Source organism: Bacillus sp. FSL K6-3312 (assembly GCF_038007485.1).
Classification (GTDB): domain Bacteria; phylum Bacillota; class Bacilli; order Bacillales; family Bacillaceae; genus Bacillus; species Bacillus pumilus.
This window is the reverse complement of record NZ_JBBOXI010000001.1, coordinates 2842041-2857915: the sequence shown is the minus strand read 5'-3', so window position 1 is coordinate 2857915 and position 15875 is coordinate 2842041. Positions and strand designations below refer to the sequence as shown.

General features: G+C 40.4%; 15 protein-coding genes. 6 read left to right on the top strand and 9 right to left on the bottom strand.

Translation table 11 applies throughout. The features are described 5' to 3' along the window. Window positions 1-191 precede the first annotated feature (191 nt). Window positions 192-1772 (top strand): acyl-CoA synthetase MbcS, encoded by a 1581-nt coding sequence (mbcS, locus tag MHI11_RS14925; protein ID WP_106065756.1) that lies wholly within the window; start codon window positions 192-194, stop codon window positions 1770-1772. Between the two features lie 129 nt (window positions 1773-1901). Then, the gene (locus MHI11_RS14920; RefSeq protein ID WP_340961374.1) at window positions 1902-2516 is read left to right on the top strand and encodes a LysE/ArgO family amino acid transporter; all 615 of its coding nucleotides are present in this window, start codon (window positions 1902-1904) and stop codon (window positions 2514-2516) included. 104 nt (window positions 2517-2620) lie between these two features. Here MHI11_RS14920 and MHI11_RS14915 read toward each other — a convergent pair whose 3' ends face one another. Beyond that, on the bottom strand, window positions 2621-3052 hold the full coding sequence (locus MHI11_RS14915) for a MarR family winged helix-turn-helix transcriptional regulator (protein WP_044139321.1): 432 nt from the start codon (window positions 3050-3052) through the stop codon (window positions 2621-2623). 117 nt (window positions 3053-3169) lie between these two features. On the opposite strand from MHI11_RS14915, the gene MHI11_RS14910 reads away from it, so the two are divergent. Together MHI11_RS14910 and MHI11_RS14905 are read left to right on the top strand one after the other, a co-directional pair. Then, window positions 3170-3757: an NAD(P)H-dependent oxidoreductase gene (locus MHI11_RS14910; protein WP_044139320.1), complete on the top strand. Its 588-nt coding sequence runs from the start codon at window positions 3170-3172 to the stop codon at window positions 3755-3757. 104 nt (window positions 3758-3861) lie between these two features. Next, complete coding sequence (locus tag MHI11_RS14905; protein WP_340961371.1) at window positions 3862-5214, top strand: amidohydrolase family protein; 1353 nt, start codon at window positions 3862-3864, stop codon at window positions 5212-5214. Window positions 5215-5254: 40 nt separating this feature from the next. Here MHI11_RS14905 and MHI11_RS14900 read toward each other — a convergent pair whose 3' ends face one another. Continuing rightward, a complete protein-coding gene (locus MHI11_RS14900) occupies window positions 5255-7192 on the bottom strand; it encodes an ABC transporter permease (protein WP_340961369.1) in 1938 nt (645 codons plus the stop codon). Beyond that, window positions 7182-7943, bottom strand: a complete 762-nt coding sequence (locus MHI11_RS14895; protein WP_044139317.1) for an ABC transporter ATP-binding protein — start codon at window positions 7941-7943, stop codon at window positions 7182-7184. The genes MHI11_RS14900 and MHI11_RS14895 overlap by 11 nt, the downstream gene beginning before the upstream one ends. Window positions 7944-8265: 322 nt before the next feature. Between MHI11_RS14895 and MHI11_RS14890 the strand changes: the two genes are divergently transcribed. Both MHI11_RS14890 and MHI11_RS14885 read left to right on the top strand, forming a co-directional pair. Beyond that, window positions 8266-8610 (top strand): PadR family transcriptional regulator, encoded by a 345-nt coding sequence (locus tag MHI11_RS14890; RefSeq protein ID WP_044139316.1) that lies wholly within the window; start codon window positions 8266-8268, stop codon window positions 8608-8610. After that, the gene (locus tag MHI11_RS14885; RefSeq protein WP_340961365.1) at window positions 8601-9848 is read left to right on the top strand and encodes an FtsW/RodA/SpoVE family cell cycle protein; all 1248 of its coding nucleotides are present in this window, start codon (window positions 8601-8603) and stop codon (window positions 9846-9848) included. Before MHI11_RS14890 ends, MHI11_RS14885 begins: the two co-directional genes overlap by 10 nt. Window positions 9849-9918: 70 nt before the next feature. On the opposite strand, the gene MHI11_RS14880 is transcribed toward MHI11_RS14885, so the two are convergent. The 6 genes from MHI11_RS14880 to MHI11_RS14855 all read right to left on the bottom strand — a co-directional run bounded on the left by MHI11_RS14880 (window position 9919) and on the right by MHI11_RS14855 (window position 15746). Further along, complete coding sequence (locus MHI11_RS14880) at window positions 9919-10923, bottom strand: sensor histidine kinase (RefSeq protein WP_044139314.1); 1005 nt, start codon at window positions 10921-10923, stop codon at window positions 9919-9921. Continuing rightward, a complete protein-coding gene (locus MHI11_RS14875; protein WP_148660152.1) occupies window positions 10923-11612 on the bottom strand; it encodes a response regulator transcription factor in 690 nt (229 codons plus the stop codon). Before MHI11_RS14875 ends, MHI11_RS14880 begins: the two co-directional genes overlap by 1 nt. A gap of 110 nt (window positions 11613-11722) precedes the next feature. After that, window positions 11723-12643 carry an iron-hydroxamate ABC transporter substrate-binding protein gene (locus MHI11_RS14870; protein ID WP_340961363.1) on the bottom strand — a complete coding sequence of 307 codons (921 nt, stop codon included), beginning with the start codon at window positions 12641-12643 and terminating at the stop codon, window positions 11723-11725. A 202-nt stretch (window positions 12644-12845) separates the two neighbouring features. Further along, the gene (locus MHI11_RS14865) at window positions 12846-13445 is read right to left on the bottom strand and encodes a response regulator transcription factor (protein WP_106065748.1); all 600 of its coding nucleotides are present in this window, start codon (window positions 13443-13445) and stop codon (window positions 12846-12848) included. After that, window positions 13442-14578 carry a sensor histidine kinase gene (locus MHI11_RS14860; RefSeq protein WP_340961360.1) on the bottom strand — a complete coding sequence of 379 codons (1137 nt, stop codon included), beginning with the start codon at window positions 14576-14578 and terminating at the stop codon, window positions 13442-13444. The genes MHI11_RS14865 and MHI11_RS14860 overlap by 4 nt, the downstream gene beginning before the upstream one ends. 118 nt (window positions 14579-14696) lie before the next feature. Next, window positions 14697-15746 (bottom strand): fatty acid desaturase, encoded by a 1050-nt coding sequence (locus MHI11_RS14855; protein WP_044139310.1) that lies wholly within the window; start codon window positions 15744-15746, stop codon window positions 14697-14699. Between the last annotated feature and the right edge of the window lie 129 nt (window positions 15747-15875).

Genomic DNA, 15875 nt, shown 5'->3' with positions numbered 1-15875 from the left:
GATTATTCCCGCTCTTTTCTTTTTGTACATATAAATTGTTAGAATATTTTTAAAAAAGAGGACGAATGGCGAAAATTATGGCATAATACTAGGAGTAGGTCCTAATTCAAGCATTTTTCAGTTATGAATGTTAGAATAGGTAAATTGAAACATGAATGGTTTCATAGAAAGAGGCAAAAAGGAGCTGTACCATGAAAAGAGAAGACTTAATTGCACCAGAACAATATAACTTAGTCAGCGAGATTGAAGCATTCAGTCATAACCGCGAGAAAATGGCTCTGCACTGGCAGGACGGAAATGGCGGGGAAGCGCATGTGACTTATGCAGCTTTAGTGGAAGATGCCAATAAAATCGGACATGTGTTGTTAGATGCAGGCTTTAAAAAAGGCGATAAAATCATTGTGATGGTGCCGCGCATGCTAGAGGCATACAGCATTTATTTGGCTATTTTGAAAACAGGGATGGTCGTCATTCCTTGTTCAGAAATGCTACGTGCAAAAGATTTAGATTACCGAATTGAACATGCAGAAGCAAAAGGAGCGATCGTTTACTCTTCATTCATTCAATCGTTCGATGGAACCAATCAGCCAAACGATTTTAAAACATTCTCAATCGGTGAAAACGATCATGGCTGGACAAATATTCTTGCGGAAAAGGATCACCAATCAAGCGAGCTGCAAATGGCTCCAACAACACGCACAGACATGGCGTTCTTATCCTATACATCAGGTACAACAGGTAACCCAAAAGGGGTTGTTCATACACATGGCTGGGCATATGCACATTTACGCACTGCTGCCAAAGCATGGCTCTCCATTAATGAAGGAGATAAAGTGTGGGCGACAGCGGGACCAGGCTGGCAAAAATGGGTGTGGAGCCCTCTCTTATCTGTGTTAGGAAGTGGCGCAGAAGGCTTTGTATACGGAGGGAAGTTCAATCCAAATACGTACTTAGAGCTACTTCAAAAAAATGAAATCAATGTCCTATGCTGTACGCCGACAGAATACCGATTTATGGCGAAAGTAGATGACTTAAGTCAATACGAGCTTCCAAAGCTGCATAGTGCCGTGTCTGCGGGAGAGCCGCTGAACCGTGAAGTCATTGATACATTCAAAAAGCATTTCGATATAGAAGTACGAGATGGCTATGGCCAAACAGAAAGCACACTGCTCGTAGGGGTGCTAAAAGGAATGGACATCAAGCCTGGTAGTATGGGCAAACCAACACCTGGTAACGAAGTCGAGATCATTGATGAAGACGGCAACGTATGCGTTCCTGGAGAAGTTGGTGACATTGCGGTTCATCTCGAAACGCCAGCGCTATTTAAGGAATACTACAAAGATGAAGAGCGTACAAAGGCGCAGCGTCGCGGGAATTACTTTATTACCGGTGACCGAGCGAAAAAAGATGAAGATGGATACTTCTGGTTTGAAAGCCGCAGAGATGATATCATCGTCAGCTCAGGCTATACCATTGGGCCGTTTGAAGTAGAAGATGCGCTGATTAAACACCCAGCAGTTAAAGAATGTGCGGTTGTGGCTAGTCCAGATGAAATCAGAGGATCCATCGTGAAGGCATATGTTGTCCTGCGTGATGAATCAGCACAAAGTGATAAGCTGATCAAAGAGCTGCAAACACATGTCAAAAACACAACAGCACCTTACAAATACCCAAGAGAAATTGAATTCATTGACGAACTGCCAAAAACACCGTCAGCGAAAATCCGTCGTGTCGAGCTGAGAGAAAGAGAGCTTGCACGAAAAGGATCATGATGAATAACGAAAAGCGTTTGGATGAAAGCATCCAGCGCTTTTTTTATGGAAAATTAAATCTGCTGGAAGTGATTATGATGTTTTATGTTAAAATGTGTAGGAATTGCTGGAAAAGGAGAATGTTAGAAGATGTTCATTGCCATCGTTCATGGAATTGTGCTTGCCTTTGGCCTCATTTTACCATTGGGCGCACAAAATGTATTTGTGTTTCAGCAAGGAGCGCTTCAGCCGCGATTATATCAGGCTTTACCTGTCGTTATCACTGCTGCTCTTTGTGACACACTTTTAATTGCGTTAGCTGTCATTGGGGTTTCTGTTGTGGTATTCACCATTCCTGTGCTGCAAATGTGTCTTTGTCTCATTGGATTTTGTTTTTTAGTTTATATGGGATGGTCTGTGTGGAACACAAGCTCATCAACAGATGCTAAAGAGCAGCGGGAATTCATGCCTGCGAGAAAACAAATTCTCTTTGCCTGTTCAGTTTCACTTTTAAATCCCCACGCCATTCTCGATACCATTGGCGTGATTGGAACAAATTCGCTTCAATATAACGGGTCAGAAAAACTGGCGTTTACACTCGCTTGTATCATCGTGTCCTGGTTATGGTTTATTGGGCTCGCTCTTTTAGGGAAAATGCTAGGGAAGTTAGATACAAACGGCAAGTGGATGAACCGTATCAATAAAGCTTCAGCGGTCATGATCTGGCTTGTCGCGTTATATATTGTGTATCAATTGATTGTATAAAAGTACATAGAGAAAAAAGCGAGAAGCGTTTGGGTAGCCCGCGCTTTTTTGTATTTTGAAGTTTAGCCACCTTTGCATGAGCGTATCGCTCATGCCTTTTTAGGTTATTTTTTGAAAATCGTTTGATTTAAAAGACGGAAAGCTTGTACGATATCATCCATTTGTTCTATATCCGAGGAAGTTAGGCTGTCTAATAGCATCCTTTCGATATGCTGGAAGGCTTCGTTCATATAGGCACGGCCTTTGTCAGACAGCATGATCACATGCTTTCGCTTATCATCTTTGTCTTCCTTTTTATCTATGTATTGTTTCTCGTGTAGTTTTTTCAGTTCTCTACTGACATTCGGAAGAGACATGTGCTGACAGTCGGCAATTTCACTAGGCGTAAGAGGCTCGCTGACAGCTAGTTGCTCTAGTATTAAGTATTGTAAGGTCGTTAAGTTAGCTGGTTTGACTTTGTTCATCAGGTCATGTTTTAGTTCTGAAAAAGTAGAAGCAAATGCTACGAATTCCTTGAAGAAATGGGGATGCTTCATGTTTATCACCTCCTACGTAACATACCAAAATTATTATCAAAAAACAATTATCATTTGACAACTATATAACGGAGGTATATCCTTTAGTTATCAAATGATAATAAAAGGAGCTAACACATGAATGTACTTATTATTTATACTCACCCCCATCACAATAGTTTAAATGGTGCTTTTTTAAAAGAAATCATGAAAGGCACTGAAGAGAATCCACTAGTTCATGAAGTGAAAATCATCGATTTATACAAAGAAGAATTTGATCCCGTGCTGATTTTTAATAAAGAGAAAAAAAGGCGTGACATGCATAAGGACCCTGACATTCGGGTGTATCAGGAGAAGATCAAATGGGCGGACAAAATCGTGTTCGTATATCCTATTTGGTGGGGAAGACCTCCAGCCATGCTGCTTGGCTTTATTGACCGCATGTTTGCTGCGAATTTTGCTTATCGTCAAACAGGCGGGCTGTTTCCAGAAGGACTGTTAAAAGGAAAAAGTGCTGTTTGTGTATCGACGATGCAAGGGCCAACCAACTACCCTTTGTTCTTTTTGCAAAATGCACACAAGATCTTAATGAAACGAGCCCTTTTACACTATGTCGGAATCAAACCTGTGAAGTTCTTTGAGTTCGGCATGATGGAAAGCCCAAAAGGAAAACATGACGTCAAATTAAAACGTATTTACAACTATTTCAGAAAAATCAGCTCATAAAACAGTTAGCGAAGTCACTTTTCTTCTAATTTGATCCTTTTATGTTTTAAAATAACAGTGAGGGTGGGAGAACTCTTCCTCGTCATTTGAAAAGGGGGATATGGATGAAGAAAACATTGTTTAAAGATGCAGCGCTTTTAACTCTTGATCCAACTTTAGGTTTTTTAGAAAAAGAAGATTTATTAATTGAAGGGACACACATTTTAGAAGTCGGACCTTCAATTGAAGCAAAAGATGCTGACATCGTCGATGCGTCCGACATGGTGATCATGCCAGGGCTTGTGGATACACATCGTCATGTGTGGCAGTCTGTCATCAGAGGCATAGGCACAGATTGGTCTTTACAGACATATTTGAGCAAAATCTATTATGGAAACTATGGTGCGATGAGACGCCCATCCGATGATCGAATCGCAAATTATTTAGGGGCATTAGAGGCATTAGATGCCGGAGTGACCACATTTCTAGACTGGACGATGATCAATTCAATGGATCATACAGAAGAACTCATCGGAGGATTAAAAGATGCGGGCATTCGAGCTGTTTTTGCTTTCGGTTCCTCTGGAGATGCTGAGTATTGGGATAGGGGGAGCACGCTCACCAATATGGAGGACGCAGCACGCGTGAAAAAAGCACATTTTCAATCATCAGATCAGCTTTTGACAATGGGGCTTGCGATTCGTGGACCAGAGTTTTCTTCATGGGAAACTTCAGTATTTGAAATTGAAACAGCCCGGTCGCTAGATGCTCTATGCACTATGCACATTGGCTTTGGGAACTGGGGAGCGGAGGATCGTTCGATTGAGCGGCTTCACAAAGCAGGGTTACTTGGACCTGACCTCAACATGGTGCATATCAATGCAATCGATGCGGATCAAATGAAGATGCTGGCAGATAGCGGAAGCTCCATATCCATTACACCTGAAATTGAGATGATGATGGGTCACGGTTATCCTGTCACAGGACTTGCGATCGAACAAGGTGTTCTTCCAACGCTCGGTGTAGACGTGGTCACAGCGACAGGCGGAGATTTGTTTGCTCAAATGAAATTCGGGCTTCAGGCAGAGCGTGCGATCCAAAATCAATCATTGCTGATGGAGGGCATCATGCCAGGACCTGAACTTGGAATTTCTGCTCAACAAATGCTTGAAGCTGCAACGATCAATGGGGCTCGTGCGTTACAGCTTGACCATAAAATTGGGTCACTTACACCTGGAAAAGAAGCTGATTTCATCCTGATCGACCGGACAAGCATGAATCTTCTGCCGATGACAGATCCTGCTGGAGCGGTTGTCCAAACGGCACATCCTTCAAATGTTGATTCTGTCTATGTGGCTGGAAAAGCAGTGAAACAAAACGGAAAGCTTGTCGGTGTGAACTTAGAAGAGGTCAAACGAAAAGCTTATGCGGCAAGAGATCATATTCTATCACATAAGTTTGAATCAACTCCATCATAAACAAACATATCCCCATAGGCAACTGCCTATGGGGAATAAATTACAAGGATTCTTTAATGACCTTTTTGTAATACTGGACAGATAGGAATCCGAAGATAGAATATAAAACCGTATAAATCGACATGACGATGAGCATTGGTGTCCACAGTTCACCGCCGAATAAAAACCAGCCTGACTGTATTGCAAAGTAGCTGTGCAGTAATCCGATGATGAGCGGAATCCCAAAGTTAAATAGCTGTTTGAGCCGAATGCCTTTTAATAGATCTTTCTCTGTAAAGCCAAGCTTACGTAAGATCGTGTACGAGCTTTGTTCCTCTTCACTTTCATTCATCTGTTTGAAGTATAAAATACAGCCTGATGTGACAAGGAAGCTTAGGCCTAAAAATCCGAGGACAAACATCATCAGTCCCATTGTTTGTTTCTGCTGCTGAGCTGAAGCTAATTGAGACATGCTGTCATCACCCATTTTTAAAGAAGTAAAGATGTCATTGGCTTGTTCAATATGTTTCTCATCATTTACATTGATCGCAATATATTGGTTATTCTCAAGCTGAAGCTTAGGATCCTTGTTTTGGTCCAGCTGTTCAAAGACGTTTTGACTAACAACGGCAACAGGCATGCCGCCAGCAGTGAACCGGTAAGAGATTAAGTGATCTTTCTTCATATCAATGACTTTTAAATCAAGTGGTTTCTTTATCAGAAGTTTCACATCACCTGAGCTTTTAATCGGCATGACTTTTTTTAATAAATCATTGTAGCCGCTTAAAATGACTTCGTTGTTCTCCACATGAATGCTTGGTACGTTCCTCTCACTAATTACAGGAAATATCAATACTCCTGGACTCTTATTCAAACTGCTTAACTCCGTATCAATGATCTTCTTTGCATCAAAATCCGCTTGAATGACCTTGAACTGCTTTTTTTCATATGCAATATGCTTGTCTGAAAGTGCACGAGTGAAGGTGGCTGCTTCCTTTTCAGAGCCCATGACAAAATGTGATGGAATCTGTTGTTCAGCCGTTTTTTCTGCTGAGTAATAGGAAATGTAGCTTAAAGATAACAACCCGATCGCAAGAGCAGATACGGTTGTAATAATCGTTAAAAGCAGTGCATTTGATTTTAATCGGAACATAATAGATGACAAAGACAGGACTTCATGAATGGCGAGATAGCCATTTTTTCTTTTACGTACAATATTGGCAATGAAAGAAACAGAGCCTTTATAAAAAAGAAAGGTACCGATAATGACAGAGGCTAGAATATAAATCATGGCTGAAAATAACTCAAGCATGGACGTATATGAGCCGCTAAAAAGCTGAGAAGAAATATAATAGCCTGAGCCGATCAAGACAATACCGAAAACCCCAATGATGATTTCAAACACAGAGATTTTTTTCACACGCTGCTCTGTAGAAGACGTGGTTCTAAACAAAGATAAAATTGTCTGTTTACTAATAAACCGTCTATTTCTTAACATAATTAATCCATAGATGATGAAAAAGACGATGAGTGTCTGCAAAAGGGCCATGCCTGAAAAATGCAGGTTGGCGATGGCATTCACGCCGGTTACTTTAAATAACACCATCAGCATGAGCTTTGAACCGATAAATCCAGCTATGATGCCAACAGCCATTGAGAACACGTAGAGGATAAAATTTTCTGCATTGAGCAGTTTGGCAATTTTTTGTTTCGTCATGCCAATGAGCTGCAGGAGACCTATTTCTTTCCCTCGGCGTTTAATAAAAATGCTGTTCGCATATAACAGGAAGATCCCAACAATGGCAATGAGTAGCACCGAAGCGGCTTTAATCGATGCACCGCCTTTAATGGACCCTTTTACATCATCAAGTGCTGGTGAGTACTGCAAGGTGACAAAAGAAAAGTAGAGCGCCACACTAAATACAAGAGCGAACACGTATAAGTAGTAATTTTTCAAATTTTTCTTCAGGTTTCGGAAGACGAGCTGATTAATGTTCATGCTTCACACCGCCTAAGACACCTTGCGTTTTCATAATATCCTCGAAAAACATCTTTCTCTCTAAAGCACCTTTATTTAACTGAGTATAGATTTGTCCGTCCTTGATAAAAATGACGCGTCTTGAATAGCTGGCTGCGACAGGATCATGTGTCACCATGACAATGGTTGCTTTTCGTTTTTGATTGAAATCTTGCAGTTTATTGAGTAAATCAGATGCAGATTTTGAATCAAGCGCTCCAGTAGGTTCATCTGCGAAAATCAGACTCGGCTCATGAATGAAGGCACGAACTGCTGATGTCCTCTGCTTTTGTCCACCAGAGAGTTCATTCGGGTATTTGTCTCTTAGTTCATAGATACCCATGTCCTCCGCAAGCTGTTGAAAACGTTCGAAAGCTTCTTTCTTCGGCGTTTTGGAGATAGATAATGGCAAGAGGATGTTCTCTTTGACCGTGAGTGTATCAAGTAAGTTATAATCCTGAAAAACAAAGCCAAGCTGCTTTTTTCTGAATTCTGCGAGCTGCTGATCCTTCATTTGCGTCATCTCAGCATCTGCGATACGAATGGATCCGCTGGACACATGATCGATCGAGGACAATACGTTCAGAAGGGTTGTTTTCCCCGAGCCTGATGGCCCCATGATGCTGACGAATTCTCCGGCTTCAATGGTCAAGTCAATGCCACTCAGCACCTCTTGTTTGTTGAATTTATTTCCGTAGCTTTTATATATTTTGCGAGCTTCTAAAATGTTCATTTGTCGATCCCCTTTTCTATTTAATTGATACCTCTAGTATAAAAAGAAGCCCGCCGCATTTCCTTCGATTTGGCGAACAAAACAGACGAGCATGTGACATTGTTGTCACATGCTTGTTTTTTTAAACAGTTCACGTATTTTGTTTAAGTTTATTTCTGATCATCACATATTCATTTTATCTGTTTTTCATTGTTATGTATTAATCTTCTTGGATTTTTCTTGGTATTAAGACGTTTAGGAGCTTTACACGGTCATTTTAATCATGTATGATATGCATATTAAATATATGCATAGTAAATCTATGTATAGGGAGTGACCAGTAATGAAAGTAAGTAAAGAGCTTTTAAAGGGAAGTACAGCTACTCTAATTTTAAGCTTGTTAAATGAAAAGCCAATGTATGGATATGAAATGATCAAAACATTGGAGGAGAAGTCAGAAGGCATTTTCAGCTTTAAAGAAGGAACAATCTATCCTATTTTGCACAACTTGGAGGGGAAAGAATTCATTATCTCTTACTGGGGCGAAGGGAATGGCAACCGGAAAAGAAAATATTACAAAATAAATGAACAAGGAAAAGCATTTATGAACGAAAAGAAAGAAGAATGGGATGTTTTCAAAAATGCAGTCGATGGCGTGTTGAACGGAGAGAAAATCGCATGGGATTAGAAAAAAAGTTTGAAAAGTATATGAAGAATGTATGTAAACGAGTCAAAAATAAAGATGTCCATTCGGAAATCAAACTTGAACTTATGGATCATCTATACACGCTAAAAGAGGAAGCGATGAATGCTGGGATGTCTGAAGCAGAGGCTGTAGATCAAGCGCTAGAGCAAATTGGGGATGCGGCCATTCTTGGAGCACAGCTTCATGAAACACATAAAACCCAAATGGATCTTAAAATGATTCTTCTTGTGTTAGCCGCTTGTTCTTTTGGACTGCTTGTCATGTACTTTTTGCAGTTTCATTCAGGGTTTACAAATCTTCAAGATATGAATATTTTTTATAAAAGTCTCACCTATTATTTAGTTGGACTAGTGCTTATGTTTGTTTTATTTTCCTTCGATTATCGGCGCTTATTGTCATACTCTTGGCATTTATACATAGGAACGCTTGGAATGGTGCTTCTGACGATGATTTTTGGCATAAGAGTAAACGGTGTTCTGTTTTTAAGATTAAGCGATATCTCAATCAATTTGACGGAGGTCGTACCATTTCTTGTGGCTGTTTCTTTAGCAGGTATTTTTCATTCATGGAATTGGGAGAATGGTCTCAAAGCTTGGCTTGGAGTAGGGATTATGGCTTTACCAGTTATTCTAATCAGTGCGATTGGTTTTCTTCCTGCGACCGTTATCTGTTTTGTCATGTGTTTAACGATGATGTGTGTGTCTAGTGCTAGTTTAAGGCAAATCATTCCGCTGGCAGCAGCAGGCGGTATATATCTAATGTTTGAAATGTTTTCTCTTTTTCAATCAGGTAGACAACTTTACACAGTCCATCAATTTAGTTCAAACGGACTTCAAATCATTCCTTCTGCAATGTCCGAGGTTCACACTGATTGGATGTTTACATATATCATTTTTTCATTTGGCTGGTTAGCAGGAGTCGTTGTACTTATGTTGTTTGTCATTTTTATTTACCGAATCTTTCATACAACAAAACGCGTAAAAATGGCTTATGGAAAAATGCTGATGACAGGTTTTGTAGCTGTGTTTGCAGCAAAATTGATTTTAAGCATTGTTACTAATTTCGGCTTTCTGCCTTTTTCTGGATTGGCCATGCCTTTCATGAGCTATGGCGGTTCTCATATTTTGCTTGAATTGATGGCTGTTGGGATGATTTTAAGTATCTATAGACGTAGAAAGATGGGAGATGTTGTGGGTCAAGAGGCAGAGAGCATTTCTTAAATCAAAGAGTGAAGTCTCTTCGCACTTGCTTGGGAGCCAGTTGCGAAGAGATTTTGATTCGTCTATTTTGTCACATGCTCGCAATATGCACAAAATCATTCTTTTTCGGAAAGATGAAGGTGAAGGTTGTGCCTTGATCTATCGTGGAGTTGACCTCGATCTTGATATGAAGAGCGTCTGCTCCTTTTTTTGTTAAATAGAGTCCCATTCCTGTTGAGGCTGTGTCATTGTGATGTCTTGTTGAGGTAAAGCCTTTTTCAAAAATACGTGGAATGTCTCTTGGGTCAATTCCTCTGCCTTGATCTGTAATCGTCAGCATCACTTGGTCATCCATTTTCTTGCTTTCAATGGCAATATCGGACGAATGGCTGTACTTGACTGCATTTGTGAGTACCTGTCTGATCATAAAGGATAACCATTTTGTATCACTTAATACGTGACGTTCTTCTAGCGTGAGTTCAAAGCCAATTCCTTTTTGCATGCACCATGATTGGAGCGCTTTGATTTCCTTCGCAATGATGCTTTGCAGGTCCAGCTGTTCAATAAATAAATCATTTTCGATATGACGTATTCTGCTTTGATGCAGCTGGGCATCGAGTAATAAATGAATTCTGAGCCATTCGTACGTCATATTTGATTTCAGCGGCTGTTCTGTTAAACGGTCAATCATTAAGTGCATCGCAGTGAGAGGTGTTTTCACTTCATGTATCCATGAGAGCAATTCATCCTTCTCTTCTTCAAGGGCGATTTGCTGCTCTGCTGCCATTAGCCTGTAGCGGGCAATTTGCTCAGACGTCGCATCATGTACAAGCTGTTCAAATGGGGAAGATGGAGTGAGCCGCATTTGATGATCAATATGATCGTCCCATTCTTTCAGACGCTCATAATACGCCGTTTCTTTACGGTATCGGAAAAAGAGAAAGACGATCATGAAAAAAGTAGATAATAACACAATATAAAAAAGCGACGCCATTGGAATGGTCGTATCCAAATAAGCAACAAACAGAATGAGGAGCTGCAAACCAAGAAAGAACAGGATCCAGCTTCTTCGTTCTTTTAAAAATGCTTGCAGCATCATTGATCATCCTTTTCTTTTGCAAGATAGCCTTGGCCCACTTTTGTTTCAATGTAGGTGCCAAGGGAGATCTCATCTAGTTTTTTTCTAAGGCGATTGACGTTTACGGTCAGTGTGTTGTCACTGACAAACCGTTCATCCTCCCATAATGCTTGAATGAGTGATTCACGGCTGACAATATGATTTTTATGCTGAATCAATTCCTTAAGAATAAACAGTTCATTTTTCGTTAATTCCACTTCACCGTGGTCATTTGTGACGGTGTTTTTTTCTAGATCAATCGTAGCGCCACACCATACCTTTAGGCTAGCCGGTTCTGCATTATAATCATGTACGCGGCGAAGAACAGCACTGACTTTGGCAATGAGCACGTCAAAGTGAAAGGGCTTTTGTACAAAATCATCGGCACCGAGCTGCATTGACATGACCATATCAGCAGGATGGTCACGAGAGGAGAGGAAGATGATTGGTACATTTGAATGATGCCGAATCATCCGGCACCAATGAAAGCCATCGTATTTTGGCAGCTGTATATCAATAATGACGAGATCAGGCTGAACAGAAGTGAATTCCTGCATCACCTGTTGAAAATCGTGAATCCCATAAACATCATAGGACCAGTTGACTAGACGTTCTTTGATTTCTTGGAAGAGGGTTGTATCGTCCTCAATGAGTAGAATTTTAAACAAAACCAGCACCACACTTTTTGTATTCGCTTGTATGTCATTGTAGCGGAAAAAAGATGCTGCCGCTAGAAGCAGATAAGAAAAAAGCAAGGGAAGGGGTCCCTTGCTTCTGTTTATTTACCTAAAAAGTGCTTTTTAAAGAATGATAGTTGATACTCGAGTGTGAGCGGATCATTAAAATAGAATTCTTCTGCATTTGCCACATACACACGATGTTTTTTCACAGCTGGTATGGACTTGTAAATTTCACTGTTTTGATAGGAATTGTCCATTTCGCTGTTTTTACTAATGATCATATAGTCTCCAGCAAATTCAGAGATGACCTCTTGTGAAACTGCATAGTAGCCAGCTTTTAATGCTTTTTCTTTCACTTTTTCAGGCATTTTTAGTTTCATTTCTTGGTAGAGAATTTCTGTGCCGCGGCCCCATGCATCTCCAAACACGTAAAGATCTTTTGTGCCGCTTTCAAATACAGAAACCGTCGCATCCTTACCGATTTTTGCTTTGATTTCTTTTCCAGCTTCAGCTGCGCGTTCTTTAAAATCTTTTACCCATGATTTGGCTTCTTTTTCTTTGTTTAATACTTTTCCAATTTCAATATGCTGCTGAAGGTAATCGACTTTGTTATACGTAAACAAGACGGTTGGTGCGATTTTTTTTAGTTTTTCTACATTTTTTGTATTGCTTAAGCCAATGATGACATCAGGCTTTAGCTTCATGATTTTTTCCACATTCTCATCCGACACTTCTTCCACATTTTTTAATTCCTTTTGGAAGCGTGGGTTCTTTTTTGACCAAGAGTCGACGCCGACCAGGTTCACACCAAGTGACATGACATTACCTGTGTAGGAACCAAGTACAACGACACGTTTTGGATGCGCTGGCAGCTTCACAGGGCCATTTTCAGATTCATATGTAATCTTGTCTGATGATGTTGATTGATTTCCTTTATTTGAGGAAGAGCTGCTGCTATTGCCACATGCGCTCAATGCAAGTACAAAGATGAGCATCAGAGGGAACAATATTTTCTTCATGAATGTAGACTCCTTTGAAATCGGCACATTAGCCGGGTATTTGATTGTATGAGTGATAATGATAATTATTATCACTTGGATATCATATCATAGAAGTACGGTCTATTGTCAATTACATTTTGATAGTTGGTGATAAAAAATAGGAGGGGAGATTTTTGGTAGAAAAAAAAGATCAAGGCAGCATATGTCCTGATCTTTTTTCTTATTTAAACCAGCCTTTTTCTTTTGAGCGTGTAATGGCTTCAATGCGGTTTTTCACTTCTAGCTTATCTAAAATAATGGAGATGTAGTTTCGGACAGTGCCGCTTTTAATGCTGAGTTCCTTTGCGATCTCTTTCGTGTTTTTGCCGTCTGCGACGAGTTCAAGGACGGATTTTTCTCGTTGGGTTAAAGGATTTTCATCGCTATATAAGTCTTCCATTAATTCAGGGGCGTATACCTTTTTTCCTTTCATCACGCTGCGAATGGCACTTGCCAGATCTTCGCTTGGGCTGTCTTTCAGCATATAGCCGCTAACGCCAGCTTTCAGCGCCCTTTGGAAATATCCAGAACGGGCAAAGGTCGTTAAAATGATGATTCTCACATCTGATTCCTTGAGTTCTTCGGCTGCATCCAGTCCAGATTTCCCTGGCATTTCAATATCCATTAAACAAATATCAACGGGGTGTTTTTTAGCAAAATCAATGGCGTCCTGGCCGTTTGTGCCTTTTCCAACAACCGTCATATCATCTTCTAAATCAAGTAGTGAACCGAGTGCACCAAGCAGCATTTGCTGATCCTCTGCGATAAAAATGTTGATCATTTCATTCCCTCCTTGTCTTTTGCTGCTGAATCATTTGGAATGCTCATGATCAGCTTCGTCCCATTTTTTGTCTCAAGGTGAAGGCGTCCATTTGCAAATTCCAATCGTTCTCTAATCCCTAAAAGGCCATGTCCCTTCGTTTGAGAGGAGGGGGGATCACCTTTAAATGTCCCATCATCTTCAACCGTGATGACCGCTTCTTTTGACTTTTGATGAATGGTTATTTTACAGACTGTGGCATCACTATGTTTGACGATATTGGTGACCGCTTCTTTGATACACATGCTCACAATGTTTTCGTTGAGAAGAGAGATATGTTTCGGTGCTTCCTTTTCATCATAGATCAATTCAATCCCGGCCGCTTCGAGAATTTGCTCTATGTTCAACATTTCATCCTTGATCCGAATACCTTTCATGGAGGAAACAATTTTCCGCACTTCATTGAGAGACGTTCTGGCTGTTTGCTGGACGCTTTTCAGCTCGGCGCGTGCCTGCTCTGGGTCTTTATAAACCAGTTTTCGGGCAAGATCACTCTTTAAACCGATGAGGGAAAGCTTTTGTCCAAGGGTATCATGCAGATCACGTGCAATGCGCTGCCTTTCTTCAATTTTTACAAGGTCAGCAATACGTTCATTGGCATCTTCTAATTTCTCTTCGAGCCGTTCACGTTCCTTCCTGCTTCGAATGCTGAGAGGGAGGAGAATGGCACTAATGAGTGTAATGAGAACCAAGGGGATTTGAGTGAGAAACCAGCCTTTTTTTAAGATCAGACTGAAGTTTACCGCAATGGCGGCGCTCCCGACATGAATATAGTATAAGATATAGAAAGGTACTTTTCTTTTAATATGCCCATTGAAATAGGCGATGCAAAAAGCGAAATAAATGTAGCTGTAGAGCATGACATAGCCAGTAGAAATCGCAATCAAGAGAAGGCCTAATACATATAAAGACCAGCCTTTTGCGATAAAGGCAAAACGATAGACAGCGAAAAAGACAACGTTCAAAATAATGCCGATCACAATGCCTAAAGTCGAAGGAGCCTTAATGATAAAATAAAAGGGAAGGATGAAAAAAATGGCCCATATATACGGGGATATCCCATGCAATTTTTGAATTTTAAGTTGTTTTTTCATCCGTGAATCACCTTTTCCATTTTTTCATTCTTTTTCACTACTTTATCAAATTGAACACGTTATCGCATCCTGTAAATACCAACAAGCTCCTTCTATTGTAAGAAAGAGCTTGCGTCGTTTATGCATTCTTCTTGAGAATGTCTCCTTTGATGACAGGTGTGCTTCTCGTCTGACGTGCTTCTTTAAAGGTAACGAATGCTTTCGTTTCTTCATCCCAAAGTCTAAATTTCATTGACTCGATACTTGTTTTTAAAGTGATGGTTGGAACATTTTGAAGCGGCTCACTATGCTCATGTGCATGCTCCAAGTGATAATTTGGTACCCTCGGACTTAAATGATGGACATGGTGATAACCGATATTACCTGTTAACCACTGAAGAAGCTTTGGCAATTTGTAAAAAGAACTGCCTTCTACAGCTGCCTGCACATAATTCCAATTCTCATCTGCTTCAAAGTAAGAATCCTCAAACGTATGCTGCACATAAAACAGCCATACACCGATTGATCCAGAAATCAGAAAGATTGGACCTTGGACAAGTAACAAACCTTCCCAGCCGAAAAGGAGATAGGTAGCTCCTGCCAATAAAACAATTGATATGTTTGTGAAATACGTGTTCCAGCGCTCTTTTTTACGAGCATTTTTGACGTTGAAACGGTTTTGAAACAGGAAAACAAAGATCGGTCCTAAAATAAACATGACAAAAGGATTGCGATAAAATCTGTAGCGGAATTTCGTCCAAGCTGATGCTTCTTGATATTCTTTGACTGTCAGGAGCCAAATGTCGCCAGTACCTCGTTTGTCTAGATTACTGCTTGTGGCATGGTGAATTGAATGATCTCTTTGCCATTGAAGATAAGGGAAAAGGGTGAGTACACCCGTTATGAAACCAAACAGGTGATTCAGCGGCTTCTGTTTAAAAAAGGATTGGTGGCAGCAGTCGTGAAAAATAATAAAGACACGTACTAAAAAACCAGCTGCAATAACCGCAAAGAAGAGGGTTAAAAGATAGGAGATGTTCAGGCTATAATAGGCAAGAAACCAAAGCCCCAAAAATGGAATAAATGTATTAAGGAGTTGCATGATACTTTTTTTTGAATCAGCACCAGAAAATTGACCTACTTGTTTTCTTAAAGTCGCTTGCTGCTGTGTGTTTGTTGAAGTCGTCATGAACGTTCAAGTCCTTTCCGTTTCTTTCTACTTCAAAGTATAGAAGGAAAGGTGTCATGCTCATAGTAGCACCCATCATGTATTCGATATGACATTTGTCATGTTGATTGCAGGAAAGGCTGACGGTAT

Excerpts from the sequence above, each read along its gene's own strand:
- mbcS (WP_106065756.1), top strand. The coding sequence starts at position 192 with ATGAAAAGAGAAGACTTAATTGCACCAGAACAATATAACTTAGTCAGC.
- MHI11_RS14920 (WP_340961374.1), top strand. The coding sequence starts at position 1,902 with ATGTTCATTGCCATCGTTCATGGAATTGTGCTTGCCTTTGGCCTCATT.
- MHI11_RS14915 (WP_044139321.1), bottom strand. The coding sequence starts at position 3,052 with ATGAAGCATCCCCATTTCTTCAAGGAATTCGTAGCATTTGCTTCTACT.
- MHI11_RS14910 (WP_044139320.1), top strand. The coding sequence starts at position 3,170 with ATGAATGTACTTATTATTTATACTCACCCCCATCACAATAGTTTAAAT.
- MHI11_RS14905 (WP_340961371.1), top strand. The coding sequence starts at position 3,862 with ATGAAGAAAACATTGTTTAAAGATGCAGCGCTTTTAACTCTTGATCCA.
- MHI11_RS14900 (WP_340961369.1), bottom strand. The coding sequence starts at position 7,192 with ATGAACATTAATCAGCTCGTCTTCCGAAACCTGAAGAAAAATTTGAAA.
- MHI11_RS14895 (WP_044139317.1), bottom strand. The coding sequence starts at position 7,943 with ATGAACATTTTAGAAGCTCGCAAAATATATAAAAGCTACGGAAATAAA.
- MHI11_RS14890 (WP_044139316.1), top strand. The coding sequence starts at position 8,266 with ATGAAAGTAAGTAAAGAGCTTTTAAAGGGAAGTACAGCTACTCTAATT.
- MHI11_RS14885 (WP_340961365.1), top strand. The coding sequence starts at position 8,601 with ATGGGATTAGAAAAAAAGTTTGAAAAGTATATGAAGAATGTATGTAAA.
- MHI11_RS14880 (WP_044139314.1), bottom strand. The coding sequence starts at position 10,923 with ATGCTGCAAGCATTTTTAAAAGAACGAAGAAGCTGGATCCTGTTCTTT.
- MHI11_RS14870 (WP_340961363.1), bottom strand. The coding sequence starts at position 12,643 with ATGAAGAAAATATTGTTCCCTCTGATGCTCATCTTTGTACTTGCATTG.
- MHI11_RS14865 (WP_106065748.1), bottom strand. The coding sequence starts at position 13,445 with ATGATCAACATTTTTATCGCAGAGGATCAGCAAATGCTGCTTGGTGCA.
- MHI11_RS14860 (WP_340961360.1), bottom strand. The coding sequence starts at position 14,578 with ATGAAAAAACAACTTAAAATTCAAAAATTGCATGGGATATCCCCGTAT.
- MHI11_RS14855 (WP_044139310.1), bottom strand. The coding sequence starts at position 15,746 with ATGACGACTTCAACAAACACACAGCAGCAAGCGACTTTAAGAAAACAA.